The organism is Aquisalimonas asiatica (assembly GCF_900110585.1).
In the GTDB taxonomy this organism is placed as follows: domain Bacteria; phylum Pseudomonadota; class Gammaproteobacteria; order Nitrococcales; family Aquisalimonadaceae; genus Aquisalimonas; species Aquisalimonas asiatica.
This window is the reverse complement of the sequence record NZ_FOEG01000003.1, coordinates 327526-345480: the sequence shown is the minus strand read 5'-3', so window position 1 is coordinate 345480 and position 17955 is coordinate 327526. Positions and strand designations below refer to the sequence as shown.

Here is a 17955-nt window from a genome sequence, read left to right as displayed (position 1 = left end):
ATGGATGCCGGCTTCACCCATCTCAGAACTGCCAATCAGCTGGGACCCACGCATAGCCGGTGTCGGTCTTGAGCATTCGGCCAAGGCCCGGAAAGGGGAAGTGGAAGCCAAGAACGGGGAGCCGGTCTGCCGCCGCCATGTCGAAGATGCGACGACGGGAAGCTAGGGCGGTTTCCTTGTCACGATCCGGCCCGGGCAGCCAGGCGTGATCGATATTGACGATGGGGTGATAGGCAAGATCGGCGGTCAGCAGCAGCTGATCACTCCCGGAGTGAACAAGGAAGTTGGCCATACCGGGGGTGTGGCCCAGTGCCGGCAGCGTGGTCAAACCGGGGACGATTTCTGTGCCGGCTTCGTACAGTTCGATGTCGTTGGTCACCGATTCAAGACTCTGGCGGATGGCGGCGGCGAAGTGACGACGAAAATCCTTGGGCACCGGCATGTAGGAGAGGTCCGGTTCATTTCGGATGAAGAAGTCCCAATCGGCCCGCGGCGCGAACACGGTTGCCCGCGGAAAGGCCTTGCCGCCATCGGCCGTTCGCAGGTTGCCGACATGATCCGGGTGGGTGTGTGAGATCACCACGATGTCGATGTCGTCGGGCCGTAAACCGATGGCGGCCAGATTGTCGAAGATACGACCACCTAGCGGCCCCATGGTCTGCCCGGCGCCAGCTTCGAGAAGGATTCGCCGCCCCTGCGTTTCGATCAGCAGGGTGTTGAGATTCAGCGTCATGTGGTCGGTCGGCAGGAAGGCCTGTCTCAACACCTCCTCCAGCTCCGCCTCCGGCGCGTCGCTGGCGTAGATCTGCGGGGGGCCGCCGATCAGTCCGTCGCTCAGCACGGTGGCGGCGATGTCGCCGACGCGAAAGCGGTAATGGCCGACATTTCCACTCGCATTTACCCCCTGGGCCGTGGACGCTGCCGCCGCAGTATCCTGCGCAAAGGCGATGCTACCGGTCGGCAGGACCACGCCCGCCGCGACCGACGCCGCTGTCAGTATCACCCTCCTGCGGTTCATTGTGATTCCAGTCATTTTGTCCACCCCGTTCGAGTCTCTGATGCTTGCGACTTTGTCAAAGGGTGACGCAGATCGGGCGCGCGGATAAGCTAATGAAAACGGATCAGCGTATTAAGTAAGGCTTTGCAATGCGGCCGCTACGCCTGGATAGCCTGGAAATCTTCGAGGACGTCGTGCGCTGCGGTGGCTTCAGAGCCGCCGCGCTTGCAAGGGGTGTTTCATCGTCAGCCATCAGTCAATCGATCAGCACGCTTGAGGAGGCGTTGGGTATCCGGCTGTTGAACCGAACGACACGTAGCGTTGCGCCGACCGAAGCAGGCGAACAGCTTCTTGAGCGGCTTGGCCCCGCCCTCCACGACATCAGAACGGCGATCGACGATCTCAATCAGCTTCGCGAGCGCCCCTCCGGCAGCGTGCGGATCAATGCACCGGCGCCGGCCGCCGACCATGTGCTGTGTCCGCTGGCCTTCGAATTCATGAGGATCTATCCCGACGTCAACGTCGAGATCGTCAGTGATGCGGCGATCATCGATATCGTGGAGCAGGGGTTCGACGCCGGGGTGCGCTTCGGGAATCAACTCGCCCAGGACATGATCGCCATGCCCGTGGGCCCCGCCTTGCGATACGCCATCGTGGCCTCGCCCGATTACCTGCAACGGCACGGTCGGCCCGATTCGCCGCAGGATCTGCTGCAGCATGACTGTATTCGCCGCCGCTTCCCCGGAGGCACCATGGAAACATGGGAGTTCGAGAAGGAAGGCAACGACGTGGAGATTGCGCCACAGGGCCGGTTGACGCTCAGCTCAGCCCATCACGAGCGCCAGGCCGCCATTGCCGGCTCGGGAATCGCGCATCTGTTCGAGGATTATGTCCGCGAGGATCTCGAGCAGGGCAGGGTGGTGGAAGTGCTCGGCGACTGGAAGAAGACGTTGCCGAGCTGGTATCTGTACTATCCGAGCCGTCGGCATACCAGTGCGGCCATGCGGGCCTTCCTGGCATTCATCCGCCAGCGCCAATAGCGTCCTATCAGCACCTGATACGGCATATCTCGCAACATCATCCACCTGGCAGGATCGGGCCAGTTTTACGCAGATGATGGCAAGCCTTCTCCCCGTCCAGTGATTAACACTCAATGCCAGTGCAGTCGTCATCGTCACGCTATTTGTAGCGAAGGCGGCTGAACGCGCCGGCATACCGGCCGCGTTACTCACCATGGCCACGCCGAGGAGAAGCCTTTATGACAGCCTTCACGATCAACGGGCGCACCGTCGACGTCAGCGCCGCGCCCAATACCCCCCTGCTCTGGGTGATCCGGGATGAATTGAAACTCACCGGTACCAAGTTCGGCTGCGGTGTGGCGCAGTGCGGCGCCTGCACGCTGCATGTGGATGGCGAGCCGGTGCGCTCCTGTGTGTTCCCGCTAGCGGGCGCCGAAGGGAGATCGGTCACCACCATCGAGGGACTGTCCGAGGATGGCTCCCATCCCGTTCAGCAGGCATGGGTGGAGCTGGACGTCCCGCAGTGCGGCTACTGCCAAAGCGGGCAGATCATGAGCGCATCTGCGCTTCTGGCGCGCAACCCGAGTCCTTCCGATGCGGAGATCGATGAAGCGATGCGCGGCAACCTGTGCCGCTGCGGCACCTACTTGCGCATCCGGGCGGCCATTCAGCGAGCTTCCGAGGTTTGACGAGATCCGCTCCCATCCACGTATACCCAAGGCACAGGTAGAACAATGACTCCACAACGTTTCTCTATGACGCGTCGCGCCTTCCTGGCAGGGACCGTCGCCACCGGCGCTGCGCTCATCGTTCCACTGCGGTTGTCAGCGGCACTGGCGCAGCCGCGGGAAGGAGTGGGTATCGCGAATGCCTTTATCCGCATCGATACGAGCGGGCAGGTCACCTTCGTGTTGCCCACCAGCGAAATGGGCCAGGGGACTCACACGGGCCAGGCCCAGATCCTTGCCGAAGAGCTGGGGGCGGACTGGTCGAACATAGCGGTCGAGATGCCGGCTCAGCCGGCGCCTCCCTACCGCAATCCGACTGGACAAATGCGCTCCGTGGGCTCGTTCGGCATCCGCTTCTGGCATGATCCGTTGCGCCGCGCGGCGGCCCAGGCGCGGGAGATGCTGACCCAGGCGGGCGCCACGCAACTCGGCGTGGCGCCTGTGACGTTGCGGGCCGAGGACGGCGTCATCGTCCATGCCGCAACCGGGAGTCGCCTTCCCTTCGGTGATCTGGTGGAAGATGCCATGCAACTGCCGGTACCGGATGAGCCAACCCTGCGCCCCGACGACGAACGAACGCTTACCGGACGCACGGTGGCGCGCCTCGATACACCGCAGAAGGTGACGGGCAAGGCCGTGTTTGGGGTGGACATCGAACGTGACGGCATGCTGTATGGCGCTGTCCGGCTTGCCCCGGTGTTTTCTGCCGATGTGGAGAGGATCGACGAGAGCAGCGTCGATGGGATGCCGGGCGTGGTAGCGGTGGTCCGTGTGCCACGGGGTGCGGTGGTGGTGGCCGGCTCCTGGTGGCAGGCCAAGCAGGCCGCCGATGCCCTGGATATCACCTTCACCCAGACCGCGGCGGATACGCTTTCCACCGAGGAGATCAATGCGCTGCTCCGCGAGGGGCTGGATCGAACCGGTGTGCCGGTCACCACGCTGCGTGGTGACGCCGAAGCGACGCTGACCACCGAGGGGCAAGTGGTCGAGGCGGAATACTCGGTGCCGCTTCTAGCCCATATGTGCATGGAGCCGATCAACTGCACGGCGGAGTCCAGCGAGGAGCGCACCGAACTGTGGATCGGCACCCAGGGCCAGGACGTCATCCGCATGACGCTCGAGAGCGCTATGCAGGTGCCGGCTGATAGGCTCTTCATCAATACCACCTTTCTGGGCGGCGGCTTCGGTCGCAAGACCCATGGCGAGATCGCCCTTCAGGCAGCGCTCGCCAGTCGTGCCGTTGATGGTCGGCCGGTCAAGGTGCTGTGGGCGCGCGAGGACGATGTTCGGCAGGGCCAGTACCGCCAAACCATGATGTGTCGCTTCCGCGCGGCCCTGGACGATGACGGCAATATCACGGCCATGCACATCCGGCTTGCCGGGCCGCAGATGGGGCGTGAATACGGCTTCGATCCCGAGGAGCGGGCGCAGGCGACGGGCAACCTCGCCAACTTCGATCCGTTCTCGCTCGGCGGGCTGTGGGACATGCGCTATGTGATTCCGAACTTCGTCGTGGAGCACGCGGTGGTCGACCTGCCGATCCCGTTCTGCCCCTGGCGGGCGATCTCCCACACCTACAACGGCTTCTTCTTCGAGAGTTTCATGGACGAATGCGCGGCGGCAGCGGGCCGCGATCCGCTGGCGTATCGGCGAAGCCACTGTGAAGGGCAGGAGAGAATGCTCGCGGTGCTCGACCGGGTCGCCGAGATGGCGCGCTGGCGCGAGCCGGCACCAGAGGGGATCTCGCGTGGCCTGGCGGTGGTCGAGAGCTATGGCTCCTACGTTGCCCAAGTGGTCGAGGCTCAGGTCAATGACCAAGGTGTCCAGGTGGAACGGGTTCATGTAGCCATCGACTGTGGGCGCGCCATCAATCCGGGCCAGGTGGAGGCGCAGATGGAGGGCTCTGTGGTCGATGCCCTCGGCGCCGCCCTGAACCAGAAAGTGACCATCCACGACGGCCGCGCCGAACAGTCGAACTTCCATGACTATGCGCTGCTGCGCATCGGCGAGGTGCCTTCGGTGTCGGTGGGCATCGTCGACATCGGCTCTCCCCTGGGCGGCGTCGGTGAGCCGGGCATCCCCCCGCTCGCACCGGCGCTGGCCAACGCGCTGTTTGCCGCTACGCAGCAGCGAGTTCGCCACCTGCCGTTATCCGATGCAGATCAGACAAACCGCGCCAGCACGGGGACGACCAAAGCCAGCAGCAACGCGCTGCCCGCCACCACCGGTAGCCGTGCGGGCGCGTAGCTCAGAAGCAGCACCACGCAGATCGCCGCCGTGGTGAGAAAGCCGAACCAGTACACCAGCCCCGTACCGGTGCCTGCGAAGTGGGCACACAGGGCCAACGCCATGGCCAGCACAGCCCAGCTCCCCCACCACAACAACGTCTGCCGTCGCGGCGGTGGAGCGCCCTGCCCCGGGTAGCACTGGCGATGGTGTCGCGGCATGGCCAGGCTGAGCCCGGCCATGCCGGCGAGTGTGCCGCAGAGCGCGCTTGCGAGTAGCCCCGCAGTCATCATGAGTTTGCCTCCACGTGGGTGTGACTCGCCGTTGCCTCTGCACGGGCGCGGTCCTGGGCATGCGCGCGTCGGGCGAGTTTCCAGGCGACGATGGCGAGTATCGCCCCCAGGCCCAGTGCCGTCAGGTCGAATCCGGCCAGGGGCCAGTCGCCAGCGGCCAGACTGGCGCCCAGGTGGCGTTCGGTGGTGATCAGGTTCAACAGGGGAAGTGACGCGAACGCCGCTCCGGCCAGCGCGAACTGCTCACGCCATGCCCGGGACGGGGGGCGGGCGGCGGAGGCCACCAGCACCACCAGCCAGGTCAGGAACAGCGCGTGCGCTTCCCAGGCTTCCCGTGCGGGAAAGTCCGACGGCATCAGCCTGTTCGCCCAGAAGTAGGCGGCCACGGCGGTGAACAGCCCCGCGACCATGCCCGGGTTCAGCCGTTCCACCAGCACAAGCCCGCGGTGACTGCCATCGGCCTTGCGCTCAGCCTGCTGACGGCGCTTCACCGTCCACAGCACCAGCCCCGTGCCCACCATGGCGGTGCCCAGTAATCCGAAGAAGAAGTACAGCCAGCGCAACACCGGGCCGGCGAACAGCCCCTCGTGCAGGCCCAGCAGCGTGGTCCACACCGCCTGGGGTGCGGAGGTGATGGCCGGCACGGTATCGATCAGCTCGCCGCTGACACCATCGAAGTGCAGTTCCTCGCCGCTGCGCACCGGGCCTTGTGCGTGGCTGGCACGCAGGATGATGACGGCGTTGCGGTCACCGGGGTGGTGGATGTCCACGTGGCGGAGCACGCCCGGGCCCCAGCGCTCCTCGGCGGAGTCGATCAGGGGGGCGAGTGGCGTCAGTGGCGCGGATTCCCCGCTGCGCTCCACGGCGGGCACTGAGAATACCTCCTGGGCCGCCGTCTGCCGCGCCTCCGGGTCGGTGCCGTAGATCGCGGCGATCACCAGCGGCATGTAGGCGAACGCCATGAAGATCAGCCCGGAGTAGGTGATCATCACGTGGAAGGGGAGCGCGAGCACACTGAGTACGTTGTGGGCGTCCAGCCAGGACCGTTGACCCTTGCCGGGGCGGAAGGTGAAGAAGTCCTTGAAGATCTTCTTGTGGATGATGATGCCCGTGGTGATGGCGACCAGCATGAACATGGTGGCCAGACCGATCAGCCAGTCGGAGACCGCGCGGGGCAGGTAGTGCAGCCGCCAGTGCATCTGGTAGAGAAGCTGGCCACCGCCGGTGGCGCGGGCGTTGAACGGCTCACCGGTGGTGGCATCGAAGCGTTCGTTGCCGCTGGCGGCCACGGCGCCTGCCTCCGGGTCGGCGCCCTGCCAGAAGCGGCGCGGGTAGGGCTCGTTGCGGTCGATGGGCAGCGTGATCACCCAGCGTGCCGCGTCGGGCGCCTCATCCTCCAGCAGGGAGGTCCCCATGGCGGCCACGTCGGTGGCCGGCGTGTCGTGCTGGGCCATGGGCAGCTCGGGCTGCATCCAGCGGTCGATCTCGGTATCGAAATAGCCCGCGGTACCGGTGACGAACATGAAGAACAGCACCCAGCCCAGCGTCAGCCCGGCCCAGGTGTGCACCCAGGCCATGGATTGGCGGAAGCCCCCTTTCATTGCAGTACTCCGATCAGCAGCCAGGCGATGAGTGCGCAGGCTCCCGCCGTGCCCAGAAGGCCCAGCCAGGCCCGCGCCGCGCTGCGTGCGGCGAACACCCAGATCACCGCGGCGGTGTAGATGGCGAAGCTGGACAGCACCCCGGTGGCCACCGCCTCGCCGCGGGCCATGGGCAGCAGCGCGGCCAGCAGGATGGCGCCCAGGTTGGCCAGTGCGAAGCCGCCGACGATGGCGGCGATCACGCGCGAGGTAACGCCCAGGGCCGGGCTGCTCCAGACGCGACGGAGCCGGGTGCCGATGCCGGCACCCGGTGTGTGTTGCAGCGTTTCAGTCACCCGTTCAGCTCCCTATTGCGCGCGGACACCTTCCTCGTACGGGGCGCTCTTCGGCAGCGGCGGCAATGGCTCGCGGCCTTCGGTCTTGCGGAAGGTCAGCGTGGTGACGAAACCGCGGCGGTCATGGTCGATGGTTTCGGTGCCACCATCGGCGAGGATGCGCTCGCGCGTGCCTGCCTCGGCCACGTTGTGACGGGATGCCACGGCGTACACGCCCTGCCAGGGCAGTGACGGGAAGGTGACCACGCCGTCGTCCTCGGTCCGGCGGTCCATGGTCCAACCGTACTCGGTGGACAGCCGCACGGTGTGTCCGCTGTCCACGGGATCACCGTGCAGGGTGACCCGGAAGGCCCCCGGCTCGCCGGTGGGCACGATGTCGAAGTCCAGCCGTGGTTCCGCAGGCTCATCGTTTTGGGGGGCGTAGCGCGTGGCCATGGTCCAGTGGGTGCCGACGGTCTCGCCGTCGCGCTCGTTTTCGTAGACCTGGCCGTTGTCGAACACCAGTAACACGGGGGCGTCCGGCGAGGTGTCCAGGGCCAGGTGATCGCCCTCGTTGCTGATCGCCACCGCCTCGGAGCCGCTGTCCGTGATGCGATCGGCGCGCGGCACGACGATTTCGTCCAGTCGGCCCGGGGAGACTTCGCGCAGGTTGCGATCCAGGTAGCCGTAGTACATCGCAAGGCCTTCGTCGGTGGGTTCCATCCAGAGCTGATGGGCAACGCTCTGGCTGGCAACCAGCAGACCGGCGGCAACCAGTGTCGTCTGTGCCAGGGTGCGAAGCGGGCTTCGGTCCGTCATTGGTGTATCTCCTGTGTTGTGGAAAGTGGGGCCAGCGGCGTGCTCCTACCCCCATTGCCCCGCGAGACGGAAAAAGGGGAACCGTCACGCGGGGGTCGCTGGTCACGTCGTCAAAAGTTCAGGTCGACCCGGGCGTAGACGGTGCGCGGCGCGCCCGGGTAAACCGACCAGCCCCCCGGGGCTTCGATGTGCTCCTTGTCCAGCAGGTTGTCCACGTTGAGCGACAGGCGCAGGTTGGGATTGACCCGGTAGCGCGCCAGCAGGTCCACGCGGCCGTAGCCCGGGAGGTCGTAACTGTTCTCGAGGTTGCCCGTGCGGCTGCCCACCGCGTAGAGACCGGCGCCCAGCTCCAGGCCCTGCAGCGTCGGGCTCTGGAACGCGTAGACGTTCCACAGGCTGCCGCTCCAGCGGGAGACGTTGGGCAGGCGGTTGCCGGTGTCGTAGGTGTTGTCCCGGGTGACCTCGGCGTCCAGATAGGTCAGTGATGCCATCGTGCGCCAGCCCGGGAGGAACTCGCCGGCCACGTCCAGCTCCACACCGCGGCTGCGTTGTTCGCCGGTCTGTATGGACGCGCCGGGGTTGTTCGGGTCGGCGGTGGCGACGTTGGTCCGGGTGAGCTCGAATACGGCCAGGGTGGTGGAGGCGCGGCCGCCCAGCCACTCCCGTTTTGCGCCCAGCTCGATCTGCTCGCCTTCCTCCGGCTCGAACGCGTCTCCCGACGCCGTCTCCCCGGAGAGCTGGGGCTGGAACGACGTGGTGTAGCTGGCGTAGAGCGTTGAATGATCCCAGGGCTGGAAGACCACGCCGGCCCGGGGTGACAGCTCGCTGGCGGTTTCGTCCGTCACCGTGTCGCCGTCCTGGAAGAAGCGCGTGGTCGCCTGGTCGTAGCGCGCCCCGAGCAAGACCTTCCAGTGCTCGCCGAAGGACATCAGGTTCTGCAGGTAGATGCCGTAGAAGTCGACCCGGCGGTCCTGCAGACTCGGGTCGTCGTACGCGCCTGGCTGCGCGCTGTAGTCGGGGTTGTGGATGTCGATGGGGTCAATGGGTGCGGTGTGGTTCTCCGAGTCGAAGCGGGTCAGGTTGGCGTCCGCCCCCACCAGCAGCTGATGGGAGACGGCGCCTGTGCGCAGCTCGCGGCTCAGGTTCGTCTGCAGGCCGTAGTTCTGGTACTCCTGATCCATGTCGTAGAACAGGCGGTTGAGCGTGCGGTTGTCCGGCTCCAGCCCCATGGGGTGTGAACTGAGGAACCGGGCACTGGTGTCCGCGTAACGAGCCAGGGTTCGCAGCTCCCAGCCGTTTTGGAACGCATGTTCGACCACGGCGTGGAGTCGCACCTCGTCCATCTTGGCGCGGTCATCCCGGCTGCCGAGGTAGCGGCTCCGGGGCAGGGCCATGGGGCGGCCGTCCACCACGGGCACACCGCGATCGGACTGCTGATCCTGCTCGTAGTACTCCAGCTGCAGGTCCACGGTGGTGCGGTCCGAGGCCAGCCACCGCAGCGACGGCGCGATCTGGGCCCGGCGTGTGGTCCGGAAGTAGTCGCGGAAACTGTCCGACTCCTGGTAGGCGCCGGAAAGCCGGGCCAGCACCGTGCCGTCCTCATTCAGGGGCTGGTTCACATCCGCTTCACCGCGATAGAAGTCGAATCGGCCGTACGTGCCCGTGAAATCGTAGAAGGGGTCCGGCTGCGGCTTCTTCGTGACCAGGTTGATCAGGCCGCCGGGTTCGTTCTGCCCATAGAGCACGGTTGCCGGGCCCTTGAGCACCTCCACGCGTTCGATATTGGCCAGGTTGAGGAATCCGGCGTCACCGAATGTGGAGGCGGACAGGAAGCCGTCCTTGGCGAATCGGCCGGTGGAAAAGCCGCGGACGTTGACGTTGTCGCTCCGGTTTCCGTTGGAACCACCGAACTGTACGCCACTGACATTGCGTGCCACGTCCTCGAGCCTCTGGGCGTTCTGGTCGTCGATCACGTCTCTTGGCACCACCTGGATGGAAGCCGGGGTATCGATAATGGGGATGTCTGACTTCATGGCGGTGCCGCTGCGCCGGGCGGCGTAGCCGTCAACGGAACCGTATGGGTCTTCCATGAAGCCGCTGACACCGAGTGGAGCGAGTCGGGTGCTGTCGGAGGCGGTGTTGCGTTCCAGCGAGACGGTACTGGCGCCATCGAACCGGGCGGTGAGACCGGTGTCAGCCAGCAGCCGCTGCAGTGCGTCGGCAGAGGTGTGTTCTCCCTGTAACCCGCCGGTGTGCTTCCCGGCCGTCAGCGACGGGTCGTAGCTCAGCGTCAGCCCCGCCTGCTCCGCCAACCGGTTCAGTGCCGCGGACAGTGGCCCGGCCTGGATGTCGAACCGGTGCACGGCCTGCTCGGCTTCCGTCTCCTGCGCGTGAACCGACTTGACAAGCAGGAGGTGTCCTCCGGGGGCGACAACCCCCACTGCCAGCGCCAGTGCGCTTGCCCATATCCTGCGGTTTGCTGTCCGCATCGTGTGATACCCCCCATGCGTTGGTTGCTCTTGCAGGGGGAGACGAACGAGAACGGGAAAGGGACAGTCAGCCGGAAACGCCTTCCGACAGCCTCGGTCAGCGCGCATGGGAGACATGGATCACCCATGGGGTAAAGCGCTGAACCCGCAGCGGCAACGTGGACTCCAGTGCCTGGAGGGCCTGGTCGGTGTCGTGCAGGGGGATGACACCCGACATACGGACGTCCCGGAGGGCGGCATGGTCGACCCGGAACAGGCCCCGGTGGTGGCGGCCAAGCTCGGCCAGCACCTCGGTAACGGGCGCGTCGTCCAGCACCAGGCGGCCGGTAGTCCAGGCGGCGGAGGCATCCGGATCCACGGACACCGGGGCCGTGACGCGGTGGCCGTCGGTCTCCGACTGCTGGCCACGGTGCAGTTCCCGGCAATGGCTGCCGTCAACAGCGCAGACCCGCACGCGGGAGTGCTGGACGGTGACGCGCGTGGCGCCGCCGCCGTCCATGCGCCGGACGCCGAAGCGTGTGCCCAGTGCCCGCGCGCGGCCCTCGTCGGTGACCACTTCCAGGGGGCGCTGATCGTCCTGCGCCGCCGTCAGGTGGATCTCCCCGCGGCGCAGGAGGATCTGCCGGCGTTGTTCGTCGAAGCGGATGTCCACTGCGGTGGCGGTATTCAGAATCAGGCGGCTGCCGTCGGACAGCTCCACGGTGCGTGTTTCGCCCACGGTGGTGTGGTGGTCGGCGAGCAGGTGGCCCGGTGACGGGATGCCGCTGACAAGCCAGATCAGCGGTGCCAGGGCCAGCAGCAACAGCAGCACGCCCGCGCTCCGGCCCAGCCAGCGGCGGATGTCCCGCTGTTCCTCCTCGAAGGTGTGCTCCAGCGCCTGTCCGGCGCCGGGGCCGCCCACGCCCGCCAGCGCGTCCCAGGTAGCATTGATGGCCTGCCAGGCTTGTTCATGGGCGGGGTGGTGCTGAAGCCAGTGCCGGAACGCTTCGCGCGTCTCCGTGGGCAGTGCCGGATCGTCAAGTTGGACCCGCCACTCGGCCGCCTCCTCCAGGAGGTGATCGGGGATGGCGGCCCCGCTCGGGTTCCGTCCGGCGGTGGGTGTGCTCATGGGGTGTCGTCCTGCAGCGCCCGGTGACAATGCAGCAGCGCCCGGGCCAGGTACTTTTTCACCATGCTCACCGTCACGCCCAGCGCCGCGGCGATGTCCGCCTGTGGCAGGCCGTCCAGGCGACTCATGAGAAAGGCACGGCGGGGTTTGTCCGGCAGCCCCTCCAGCAGACGGGCGACGGTTTCCAGCGTGTCCAGCAGTTCCGTGAGATCCGCCGGGGAGGGGGCGGTGCCGTGTTCCTCCATGAACGCCGCCTGCGCCTCCAGCCAGGCCCGCTCCAGCCGCGAACGGCGGCTTTCGTCGATCATCAGCCGTGTCGCGATACGGGTGAGAAACGCGCGCGGCTGTTCCACCGGCTCCGAACGCGGGCGGGTGAGTACACGGTAGAAGGTGTCATGGGCGAAGTCCGCCGCCCGCTCCGGACAACCCAGCCGCGACCGCAACCAGCCCAGCAGCCAGCGATGGTGGTCGCGATAGAGCGTCCCTGCGTGTTGTCGGACAGCCGGAGCCAACGAGTGCGACATGGATATGAATGGTCAACGAATACGAATCATTCTCATTATTGTTTATCGCGTTCGATGGGTCAATCATCGGTTCAAGGCCGCTCGTGGTAACGGAGGTCCGGAGACGGTCAGGGCGAGTCCGGTGCATCCGGGGTTTTCGCTTCATTGTGCGTCTCCGAGGCTCGGGCTCTCGCATAGGCGATCTGGATCAGGGCGCCCACGGTGGCAATCAGGCCAGCGCCGATGGCCAGTGTCCGGGAGTGCATCTGCATGGCGAAGGCCAGTCCTCCCACGGCGGCACCCAGCGCGCTGCCCAGGTACAGGGCGGATTCGTTCAGCGCCACGGCCAGGTCACCGTCGCCGGTGTGCTGGCGCAGGCGCAGCAATTCACCATTCTGGGGGACTTGCAGGGCCCATCCCACGGCCCCCCAGAGTGCAATGGGTGCCAGCGTGATCCAGGGGTGAACGGCGGCGGACAGTGGCAGGGCGAACAGCGACGCTGCCAGGGCTACCATGATGCCCAGCGCCAGGCGTGGTCCCGGGATGCGGTCCGCTGCCAGGGCGACCAGAAAGCTGCCGACGACGCCGCCAATGCCCCAGACCCACAGGTAGGGCGTAACGGAGGATACGCCACCGTGCTCCGGTGCGGTCATGAACGGGGCGATGAAGGTATACATGCCCAGGCTGGCAACGGCCGCCAGCAGCGAGACGGAGAGCACGGCGAGCACCCGCCCATCAGCCAGAATGCGCAGTTTGCGGCCCAGGGGCTCCGCCGGCGGCTGAGACAGACGTGGCAGCTTGGCGAGCAGGCCCAGCAAGGCTGCCAGACCGAGCGCGGCCACCAGCCACAGCGCCGCCTGCCACCCCAGTCGCTCGGCCAGAAGCAACCCGCCCGGCACCCCGAGTACCGTGCCGCTGGCCATGCCGCCCATGATCATGGCGATGGCTTTTCCCCGGCCCTGCGCGCCGGCCAGTGTCGCCGCTGCCGCGATACCGATGGCCAGATAGACCCCGGCCGCCGTTCCCGCAATCGCCCGCAGGAGGATCAGGCTCGTGATATCCGGAGCCAGGGCGCTGCCGGCATTGGCGATGACGAAGACCAGGAGGGAGAGCATGAGTCCGGTGCGCTGCCAATGGGCAGGAAGCAGGGCAACCACCAGGGGGGAGCCCAGCCCGTAGGCGAGGGTAAAGGCAGTGACCAGCTGCGCCGCGAGCGCGACCGACACGGCGAAATCCGCTTCGATCAGCGGGATGAGTCCGGCAGTGACGTAGGATGCCATGCCCAGTGCAAACGCCCCGATGGCGATCAGGGTAATGGACAGGGTGCGGTTATCGAGCATGCGCTTTCTCCGGGTGGTGTGACTGGAACCGCTGGAACAAACGGCGGCAAGCGCATGCTGCGGACTTGTAAAGACTGTTACAATTTATCCATTTATCCTATTACCAGTGGTAAATGCATGACCTCGACTCAGGATCTCAGGCGCACCCGAACCGAACTCTCGGAATTCCTCCGTCGTTGCCGCGAACGTCGTTCGCCGGAAGACGCGGGCCTGCCCGCGGGCGGGCGGCGGCGAACGCCGGGCCTGCGGCGGGAAGAAGTGGCCGCGCTCGCCGGGGTGGGGGTCACCTGGTACACCTGGCTGGAGCAGGGGCGCGACATCGGTGTGTCCGCGACCTTTCTGGACAACCTGGCGCGGGTATTCCGGCTGGATGCCACGGAACGGCGGCACCTCTACCTGCTGGCGCACCAGCGGCCGCCGACCGAGCAGGCGCGTACCTGGTGCACCCTGCCGGCCCTGGTTCATCGCTTGCTGGCAGACCTTGCGCCTCGCCCCGCGTACGTGCTGAACCTGCGCTGGGATGTCCTCGCCTGGAACCCGGCCGCCGACCGGCTGTTCGGTTTCTCCGCTCACCCGCCGGAGCAGCGCAACCTGCTTTGGTTGCTGTTCATGGATCCACGCACGCGCACCCTGTTTCACGACTGGGAGACGCAGGCGCCGCATATGCTGTCCAGCTTTCGGCGGGATTTCACCCGGGCCCCGGACGACAGTGCCATCAAGGCGCTGGTGGCGGATCTGCGGCATGCGGTGCCGGAGTTCCGGTCCTGGTGGCACCGGCATGACATGAGTGCGCCGTGCCGTGGTGTGCGGGCGTTCTCCCTCGACGGACTCGGAACCGTGGAGCTGGAGCACATGACCCTCACCGTCGATGAGGACCGTCATCTGCGGCTGGTGTACTACGCGCCCGTCGAGGAGCAGGCACAGGCCTTCGAGCGCTGGCTGGAGGGCTGATCCTTACGGGCCATCGGGAAATACCGGCCCCCTGGCAATACGCCGATCAGCCAAGGGGCCGCGGGCAGTGGCTACCAGTCGTAGTTCATGCCCAGGGTGAAATTGCGTTCGTCGCCGTGGAAACAGGCGAAGGTGCAGGCTTCCACGTAATTCTTGTCGAACAGGTTATTGACGTGAACGCTGAGCCGCAGCCGGTCGATCCGGTAACGCAGGGCGGCGTCGTAGACGGTGTAGGAGGGCACCCTGGCGGTGTTGTCATTGTTGAAGGTCCGCCCCACGTGGCGAATGCCGCCACCCACGCTCAGGCCCTGCGCCGGGCCGCCGAGAACGTAGTAATCGGCCCAGAGTGAGGCGGTGTGCTTTGGCACCGCTGCGGTAGTGTTGCCAAGGTCATCATCGTTGCTTTCGGTGACTTCATTGTCGGTGTATGCATAGGCGGCGATCAGATCCAGGCTGTTGCCGATGTGGGCACGGCCTTCCACCTCGAAGCCGCGAGATCGCACCTCACCGGTCTGCACGGAAAACCCGGGATTGTCCAGGTCCGCTGTCTGTACGTCCTGTTGCGTGAGTTCGTACGCCGCCACGGTAAGCGAGGCGTTGTAGCCGTCCGGCTCGTACTTGATCCCCACTTCGTACTGCTGGCCAGTGGTGGGGTCGAAGCGGTTGCCGGAGGCGTCTGCGCCGGTGACCGGCTCGAACGATTCGCTATAGCTCGCGTAGGGCGCCAGGCCATTGTCGAACAGGTAGATCAGGCCGGTGCGCCAGGTGAAATCGCTGATTCCGGCCGTCTGCCGGTCACGGCTGCCGTCGGCGGCGGTTTGGCGGTCCTTGAGCTCCGCATCATCCCAGCGGCCGCCCAGCAGGAAGACCCAGCGATCATCGAACGTGACCTGGTTCTGGGCGTAGATGCCCAGATGGCTGTAGTCGATGCTGGTGGCCCGCGCGACGTCATCGCTCAGGGTTGGCTGATGGCCGTATTCCGGGTTGAAGACGTCCAGCGGCTGGTTGGTGCCGGCCCACACACGCTGCCGGAACTCGGAGTTGCGGAAGTCCACGCCCAGCAGGCTGGTATGCTGGAAGCGGCCGTGTTGCCAACGCGCCTGCACGTGGTTGTCGACGGTTACGCCGTTTTCCTCGTCGATCCGGTGCTGGACGCTGCGGTCCACCAGCCGCCGGGTGGTGTCATCGGTGCGGTTGCTGATGGAGTGGAAGGCCCAGTCGGTTTCGGTGTCATACCAGAGCAGGTTGTGCCGGGCGGTCCAGGTGTCGTTGAACGCGTGTTCCAGCCGGTATCCCAGGGTGTAACGCGTCGCGTCCAGGCCGTCGAAACCGGGCTCGCCGACGAACAGGTCCCGATCGATCCGGCCGTTGGGGTTGGGCTGCACGGAGCCGTCGTACGGTTTGCCGTAGTTGTAGGCGGTCTCACTGTCGTGGAGCGAGGCCAGGAACGTGAGCGTGGTACGGTCGGTGGCGTGCCAGTCCACGGCTGCCGACACCGCCTTCCGGTCGTCGGGAATCTCCGAGATCATGGTGTCGCTGTCCTGCATTAACCCCGTGATGCGGTAGCCCACGCTGCCGTCCTCGGTGACCGGGCCACCGACGTCCACGGTGGCGCGCTGCCGGTTCCAGCTCCCCACCTGCAGGCCGATTTCCCGCAGTGGCTCGCTGGTGGGGCGTTTGCTTACCAGATTGATGATGCCGCCCGGGCGCGCCTGGCCATAGAGAACGGAGGCCGGGCCTTTCAGTACCTCGATACGTTCATAGAGAAAGGGCTCCTGCGCTCCGGTGATGGAGTTGATCGGGAATCGGCGACCGTCCAGGTAGAGACTACCGCCGCCACCACTGGCACCACCGGAATGGAAACCGCGCATATGCAGCAGTGTCCCGGCGGTTCCGCTATTGCCCCCGCCGGGGGAGAAGGCACCGGCGGTGTAACGGATGGCCTTGTCCAGGGAGTCGGCTCCCTGCGCCTCAATCTGTTCCCGCGTCATCACCGAGACGGACTGCGGTGTCTCGGCCAGCGGCGTGTCGGTCTTGGTGGCGGTGGCGCTGCGACGGGCCACGAAGCCGTCGGCGGGCCCCCAGGGGTTTTCCGTCGCGGCAACGACTCCCAACGGCTCAAGCTGGACCGCGCCGCTCGTCGGAGCGGCCTCCAGGGTCACGGTGTCTCCGTCCACGAACCGGGCCCGCAGTCCGCTGCCGGTCAGCAGGCGGTTCATGCCCTCGCGCGGCGTGTAGCTGCCCTGGAGTCCGTCGCTGTGTTTGCCGTCGGTCAGGTTGGCGTCGGCGGATAGCAGCAGGCCGGCCTGGTCGGCAAACGTATTCAGCACCTCGCCGAGCGGGCCGGCGGCGATCGCGTACTGGCGGGTGGACTCCGTCGCGGCGTCCTGGGTCTGGGCGCTTGCCGGCAGGGCAGGCTGCAGGCTGACGGCGAGCAATGCCAACACGATTGCGCTGAGCCTGAGGATGGGCTGACGTTCCCCGGATGACTGGTTCGCTTGCATGGCCCCCCCCTGCAAAGGGTGTCTGGATTGATTGGGTTGTCAGGGGGATTGCCAAGCAGGAACGAAAAAGGGGAACCGGCAGATCATGTCCGGTGTATGTCCACCCGGACCCACCAGGGGGTGGTGCGCCGCACCGTGATCGGCAACGCGTTCTCCAGGGCCGTCAGGACGCGGTCGGTGTCGTCCAGTGGGTAGACGCCCATCAGGGTGAGGTCTGCCACCTCGTGGCTGTAACCGAGGTAGCCGGGCCGGTAGCGGCCGAGCTGGTCCAGGAAGTCGCCCAGGGGCATGCCGTTGGCCCGCAATACGCCGTTATGCCAGCCCAGGTTGGCGGCCAGCGGCTCCGGGCTCTCCACGCGCCTGTCGGTCAGCCGGGCCTGCTTGCCGGCCTCCAGCCGCTTGCTGGTGCCGGGCTCTCTCGTGGGTGCCAGGTGAACGGCGCCGGCCTCGACACGCACGGCGATGGCGTCGCCCTGGTCGTGGGCGGAGAACCGGGTCCCGGCCGGACGCAGAGTCCCCTGCGAGGTGGAGACCTGCAGCGGCCGCGGGGGCGTCCGGAGGTCGGGTGATGTCTCCACGAGGATCTCGCCGGAGACCAGTTCCACGGTCCGCTGTTGATGGTCGAACCGGATGTTGACGGCCGTGTCGGTGTTCAGCCACAGCCGCGTGCCATCGGCCAGTTGGACCTCGCGGACCTCACCCACCGCCGTGCGGTGGTCTGCTGTCCACTCCGCCAACGGAGCGTGCCTCACCGTGGCCCAGAGCAACGGGCCGCCGAGTGCCATTGCCGCCAGCCCCTTGAGAACTTGGCGGCGGGTGGCACCGGCCGCATTCAGGGTGGCCTCCACCGGTTCTCCCTGAAGCCGGCGGAACTGCTGCTCCATGGCCTCCACCCGCGCCCACGCCCGCTGGTGCTCGGAGCTGGTCTGAAGCCATTCCCGCCACCGCGCGCGGTCCGACTCGGTCGCGTCTTCGGCACGAAGGGTGGCGAACCATTCGGCAGCCTGTTCCAGCACCTCGAATCGCAGGGATGTGTGGGGGGGAGAGTCGGACATGGGCAGGC

General features: G+C 66.4%; 15 protein-coding genes. 4 read left to right on the top strand and 11 right to left on the bottom strand.

Annotated features, from left to right (window positions below; all coding sequences use genetic code 11):
- Positions 1-22: 22 nt before the first annotated feature.
- Entirely contained in the window at positions 23-1033 is a 1011-nt protein-coding gene (locus tag BMZ02_RS09415) for an MBL fold metallo-hydrolase (protein WP_216110787.1), read from the bottom strand.
- A 113-nt stretch (positions 1034-1146) separates the two neighbouring features.
- Here BMZ02_RS09415 and BMZ02_RS09410 point away from each other — a divergent pair, with 113 nt between their 5' ends.
- From BMZ02_RS09410 to BMZ02_RS09400, 3 genes are all read left to right on the top strand, one after another.
- Positions 1147-2037, top strand: a complete 891-nt coding sequence (locus tag BMZ02_RS09410; RefSeq protein ID WP_091642676.1) for a LysR family transcriptional regulator — start codon at positions 1147-1149, stop codon at positions 2035-2037.
- A 218-nt stretch (positions 2038-2255) separates the two neighbouring features.
- Positions 2256-2705: a (2Fe-2S)-binding protein gene (locus BMZ02_RS09405; protein ID WP_091642673.1), complete on the top strand. Its 450-nt coding sequence runs from the start codon at positions 2256-2258 to the stop codon at positions 2703-2705.
- A 45-nt stretch (positions 2706-2750) separates the two neighbouring features.
- Positions 2751-4991 (top strand): xanthine dehydrogenase family protein molybdopterin-binding subunit, encoded by a 2241-nt coding sequence (locus tag BMZ02_RS09400; RefSeq protein WP_091642670.1) that lies wholly within the window; start codon positions 2751-2753, stop codon positions 4989-4991.
- Here BMZ02_RS09400 and BMZ02_RS09395 read toward each other — a convergent pair.
- The 8 genes from BMZ02_RS09395 to BMZ02_RS09360 form a co-directional block, all read right to left on the bottom strand.
- Positions 4907-5263 carry a DUF3325 domain-containing protein gene (locus BMZ02_RS09395; RefSeq protein ID WP_091642667.1) on the bottom strand — a complete coding sequence of 119 codons (357 nt, stop codon included), beginning with the start codon at positions 5261-5263 and terminating at the stop codon, positions 4907-4909. The genes BMZ02_RS09400 and BMZ02_RS09395 overlap by 85 nt on opposite strands.
- Complete coding sequence (locus BMZ02_RS09390) at positions 5260-6864, bottom strand: PepSY-associated TM helix domain-containing protein (RefSeq protein ID WP_091642665.1); 1605 nt, start codon at positions 6862-6864, stop codon at positions 5260-5262. The genes BMZ02_RS09395 and BMZ02_RS09390 overlap by 4 nt, the downstream gene beginning before the upstream one ends.
- On the bottom strand, positions 6861-7199 hold the full coding sequence (locus BMZ02_RS09385) for a DUF3649 domain-containing protein (RefSeq protein ID WP_216110785.1): 339 nt from the start codon (positions 7197-7199) through the stop codon (positions 6861-6863). Before BMZ02_RS09385 ends, BMZ02_RS09390 begins: the two co-directional genes overlap by 4 nt.
- 12 nt (positions 7200-7211) lie before the next feature.
- On the bottom strand, positions 7212-7997 hold the full coding sequence (locus tag BMZ02_RS09380) for a hypothetical protein (protein WP_091642662.1): 786 nt from the start codon (positions 7995-7997) through the stop codon (positions 7212-7214).
- A gap of 110 nt (positions 7998-8107) precedes the next feature.
- Positions 8108-10486, bottom strand: a complete 2379-nt coding sequence (locus BMZ02_RS09375; RefSeq protein ID WP_171909878.1) for a TonB-dependent siderophore receptor — start codon at positions 10484-10486, stop codon at positions 8108-8110.
- 97 nt (positions 10487-10583) lie between these two features.
- A complete protein-coding gene (locus BMZ02_RS09370) occupies positions 10584-11594 on the bottom strand; it encodes a FecR family protein (protein WP_091642657.1) in 1011 nt (336 codons plus the stop codon).
- On the bottom strand, positions 11591-12118 hold the full coding sequence (locus tag BMZ02_RS09365) for a sigma-70 family RNA polymerase sigma factor (RefSeq protein WP_091642655.1): 528 nt from the start codon (positions 12116-12118) through the stop codon (positions 11591-11593). The genes BMZ02_RS09370 and BMZ02_RS09365 overlap by 4 nt, the downstream gene beginning before the upstream one ends.
- A 107-nt stretch (positions 12119-12225) precedes the next feature.
- Positions 12226-13437: an MFS transporter gene (locus tag BMZ02_RS09360; protein WP_091642653.1), complete on the bottom strand. Its 1212-nt coding sequence runs from the start codon at positions 13435-13437 to the stop codon at positions 12226-12228.
- Positions 13438-13554: 117 nt separating this feature from the next.
- On the opposite strand from BMZ02_RS09360, the gene BMZ02_RS09355 reads away from it, so the two are divergent.
- Positions 13555-14388: a helix-turn-helix transcriptional regulator gene (locus BMZ02_RS09355; protein WP_091642650.1), complete on the top strand. Its 834-nt coding sequence runs from the start codon at positions 13555-13557 to the stop codon at positions 14386-14388.
- Positions 14389-14459: 71 nt separating this feature from the next.
- On the opposite strand, the gene BMZ02_RS09350 is transcribed toward BMZ02_RS09355, so the two are convergent.
- Both BMZ02_RS09350 and BMZ02_RS09345 read right to left on the bottom strand, forming a co-directional pair.
- Positions 14460-16892 carry a TonB-dependent siderophore receptor gene (locus tag BMZ02_RS09350; protein ID WP_091642647.1) on the bottom strand — a complete coding sequence of 811 codons (2433 nt, stop codon included), beginning with the start codon at positions 16890-16892 and terminating at the stop codon, positions 14460-14462.
- 83 nt (positions 16893-16975) lie between these two features.
- Entirely contained in the window at positions 16976-17947 is a 972-nt protein-coding gene (locus tag BMZ02_RS09345; protein WP_091642644.1) for a FecR domain-containing protein, read from the bottom strand.
- Between the last annotated feature and the right edge of the window lie 8 nt (positions 17948-17955).

What these genes read in the sequence shown, in the direction of transcription:
- BMZ02_RS09350 (WP_091642647.1), bottom strand. Translation starts at nt 16,892, where the DNA reads ATGCAAGCGAACCAGTCATCCGGGGAACGTCAGCCCATCCTCAGGCTC.
- BMZ02_RS09395 (WP_091642667.1), bottom strand. Translation starts at nt 5,263, where the DNA reads ATGATGACTGCGGGGCTACTCGCAAGCGCGCTCTGCGGCACACTCGCC.
- BMZ02_RS09410 (WP_091642676.1), top strand. Translation starts at nt 1,147, where the DNA reads ATGCGGCCGCTACGCCTGGATAGCCTGGAAATCTTCGAGGACGTCGTG.
- BMZ02_RS09380 (WP_091642662.1), bottom strand. Translation starts at nt 7,997, where the DNA reads ATGACGGACCGAAGCCCGCTTCGCACCCTGGCACAGACGACACTGGTT.
- BMZ02_RS09415 (WP_216110787.1), bottom strand. Translation starts at nt 1,033, where the DNA reads ATGACTGGAATCACAATGAACCGCAGGAGGGTGATACTGACAGCGGCG.
- BMZ02_RS09400 (WP_091642670.1), top strand. Translation starts at nt 2,751, where the DNA reads ATGACTCCACAACGTTTCTCTATGACGCGTCGCGCCTTCCTGGCAGGG.
- BMZ02_RS09405 (WP_091642673.1), top strand. Translation starts at nt 2,256, where the DNA reads ATGACAGCCTTCACGATCAACGGGCGCACCGTCGACGTCAGCGCCGCG.
- BMZ02_RS09365 (WP_091642655.1), bottom strand. Translation starts at nt 12,118, where the DNA reads ATGTCGCACTCGTTGGCTCCGGCTGTCCGACAACACGCAGGGACGCTC.
- BMZ02_RS09360 (WP_091642653.1), bottom strand. Translation starts at nt 13,437, where the DNA reads ATGCTCGATAACCGCACCCTGTCCATTACCCTGATCGCCATCGGGGCG.
- BMZ02_RS09375 (WP_171909878.1), bottom strand. Translation starts at nt 10,486, where the DNA reads ATGCGGACAGCAAACCGCAGGATATGGGCAAGCGCACTGGCGCTGGCA.
- BMZ02_RS09390 (WP_091642665.1), bottom strand. Translation starts at nt 6,864, where the DNA reads ATGAAAGGGGGCTTCCGCCAATCCATGGCCTGGGTGCACACCTGGGCC.
- BMZ02_RS09355 (WP_091642650.1), top strand. Translation starts at nt 13,555, where the DNA reads ATGACCTCGACTCAGGATCTCAGGCGCACCCGAACCGAACTCTCGGAA.
- BMZ02_RS09345 (WP_091642644.1), bottom strand. Translation starts at nt 17,947, where the DNA reads ATGTCCGACTCTCCCCCCCACACATCCCTGCGATTCGAGGTGCTGGAA.
- BMZ02_RS09370 (WP_091642657.1), bottom strand. Translation starts at nt 11,594, where the DNA reads ATGAGCACACCCACCGCCGGACGGAACCCGAGCGGGGCCGCCATCCCC.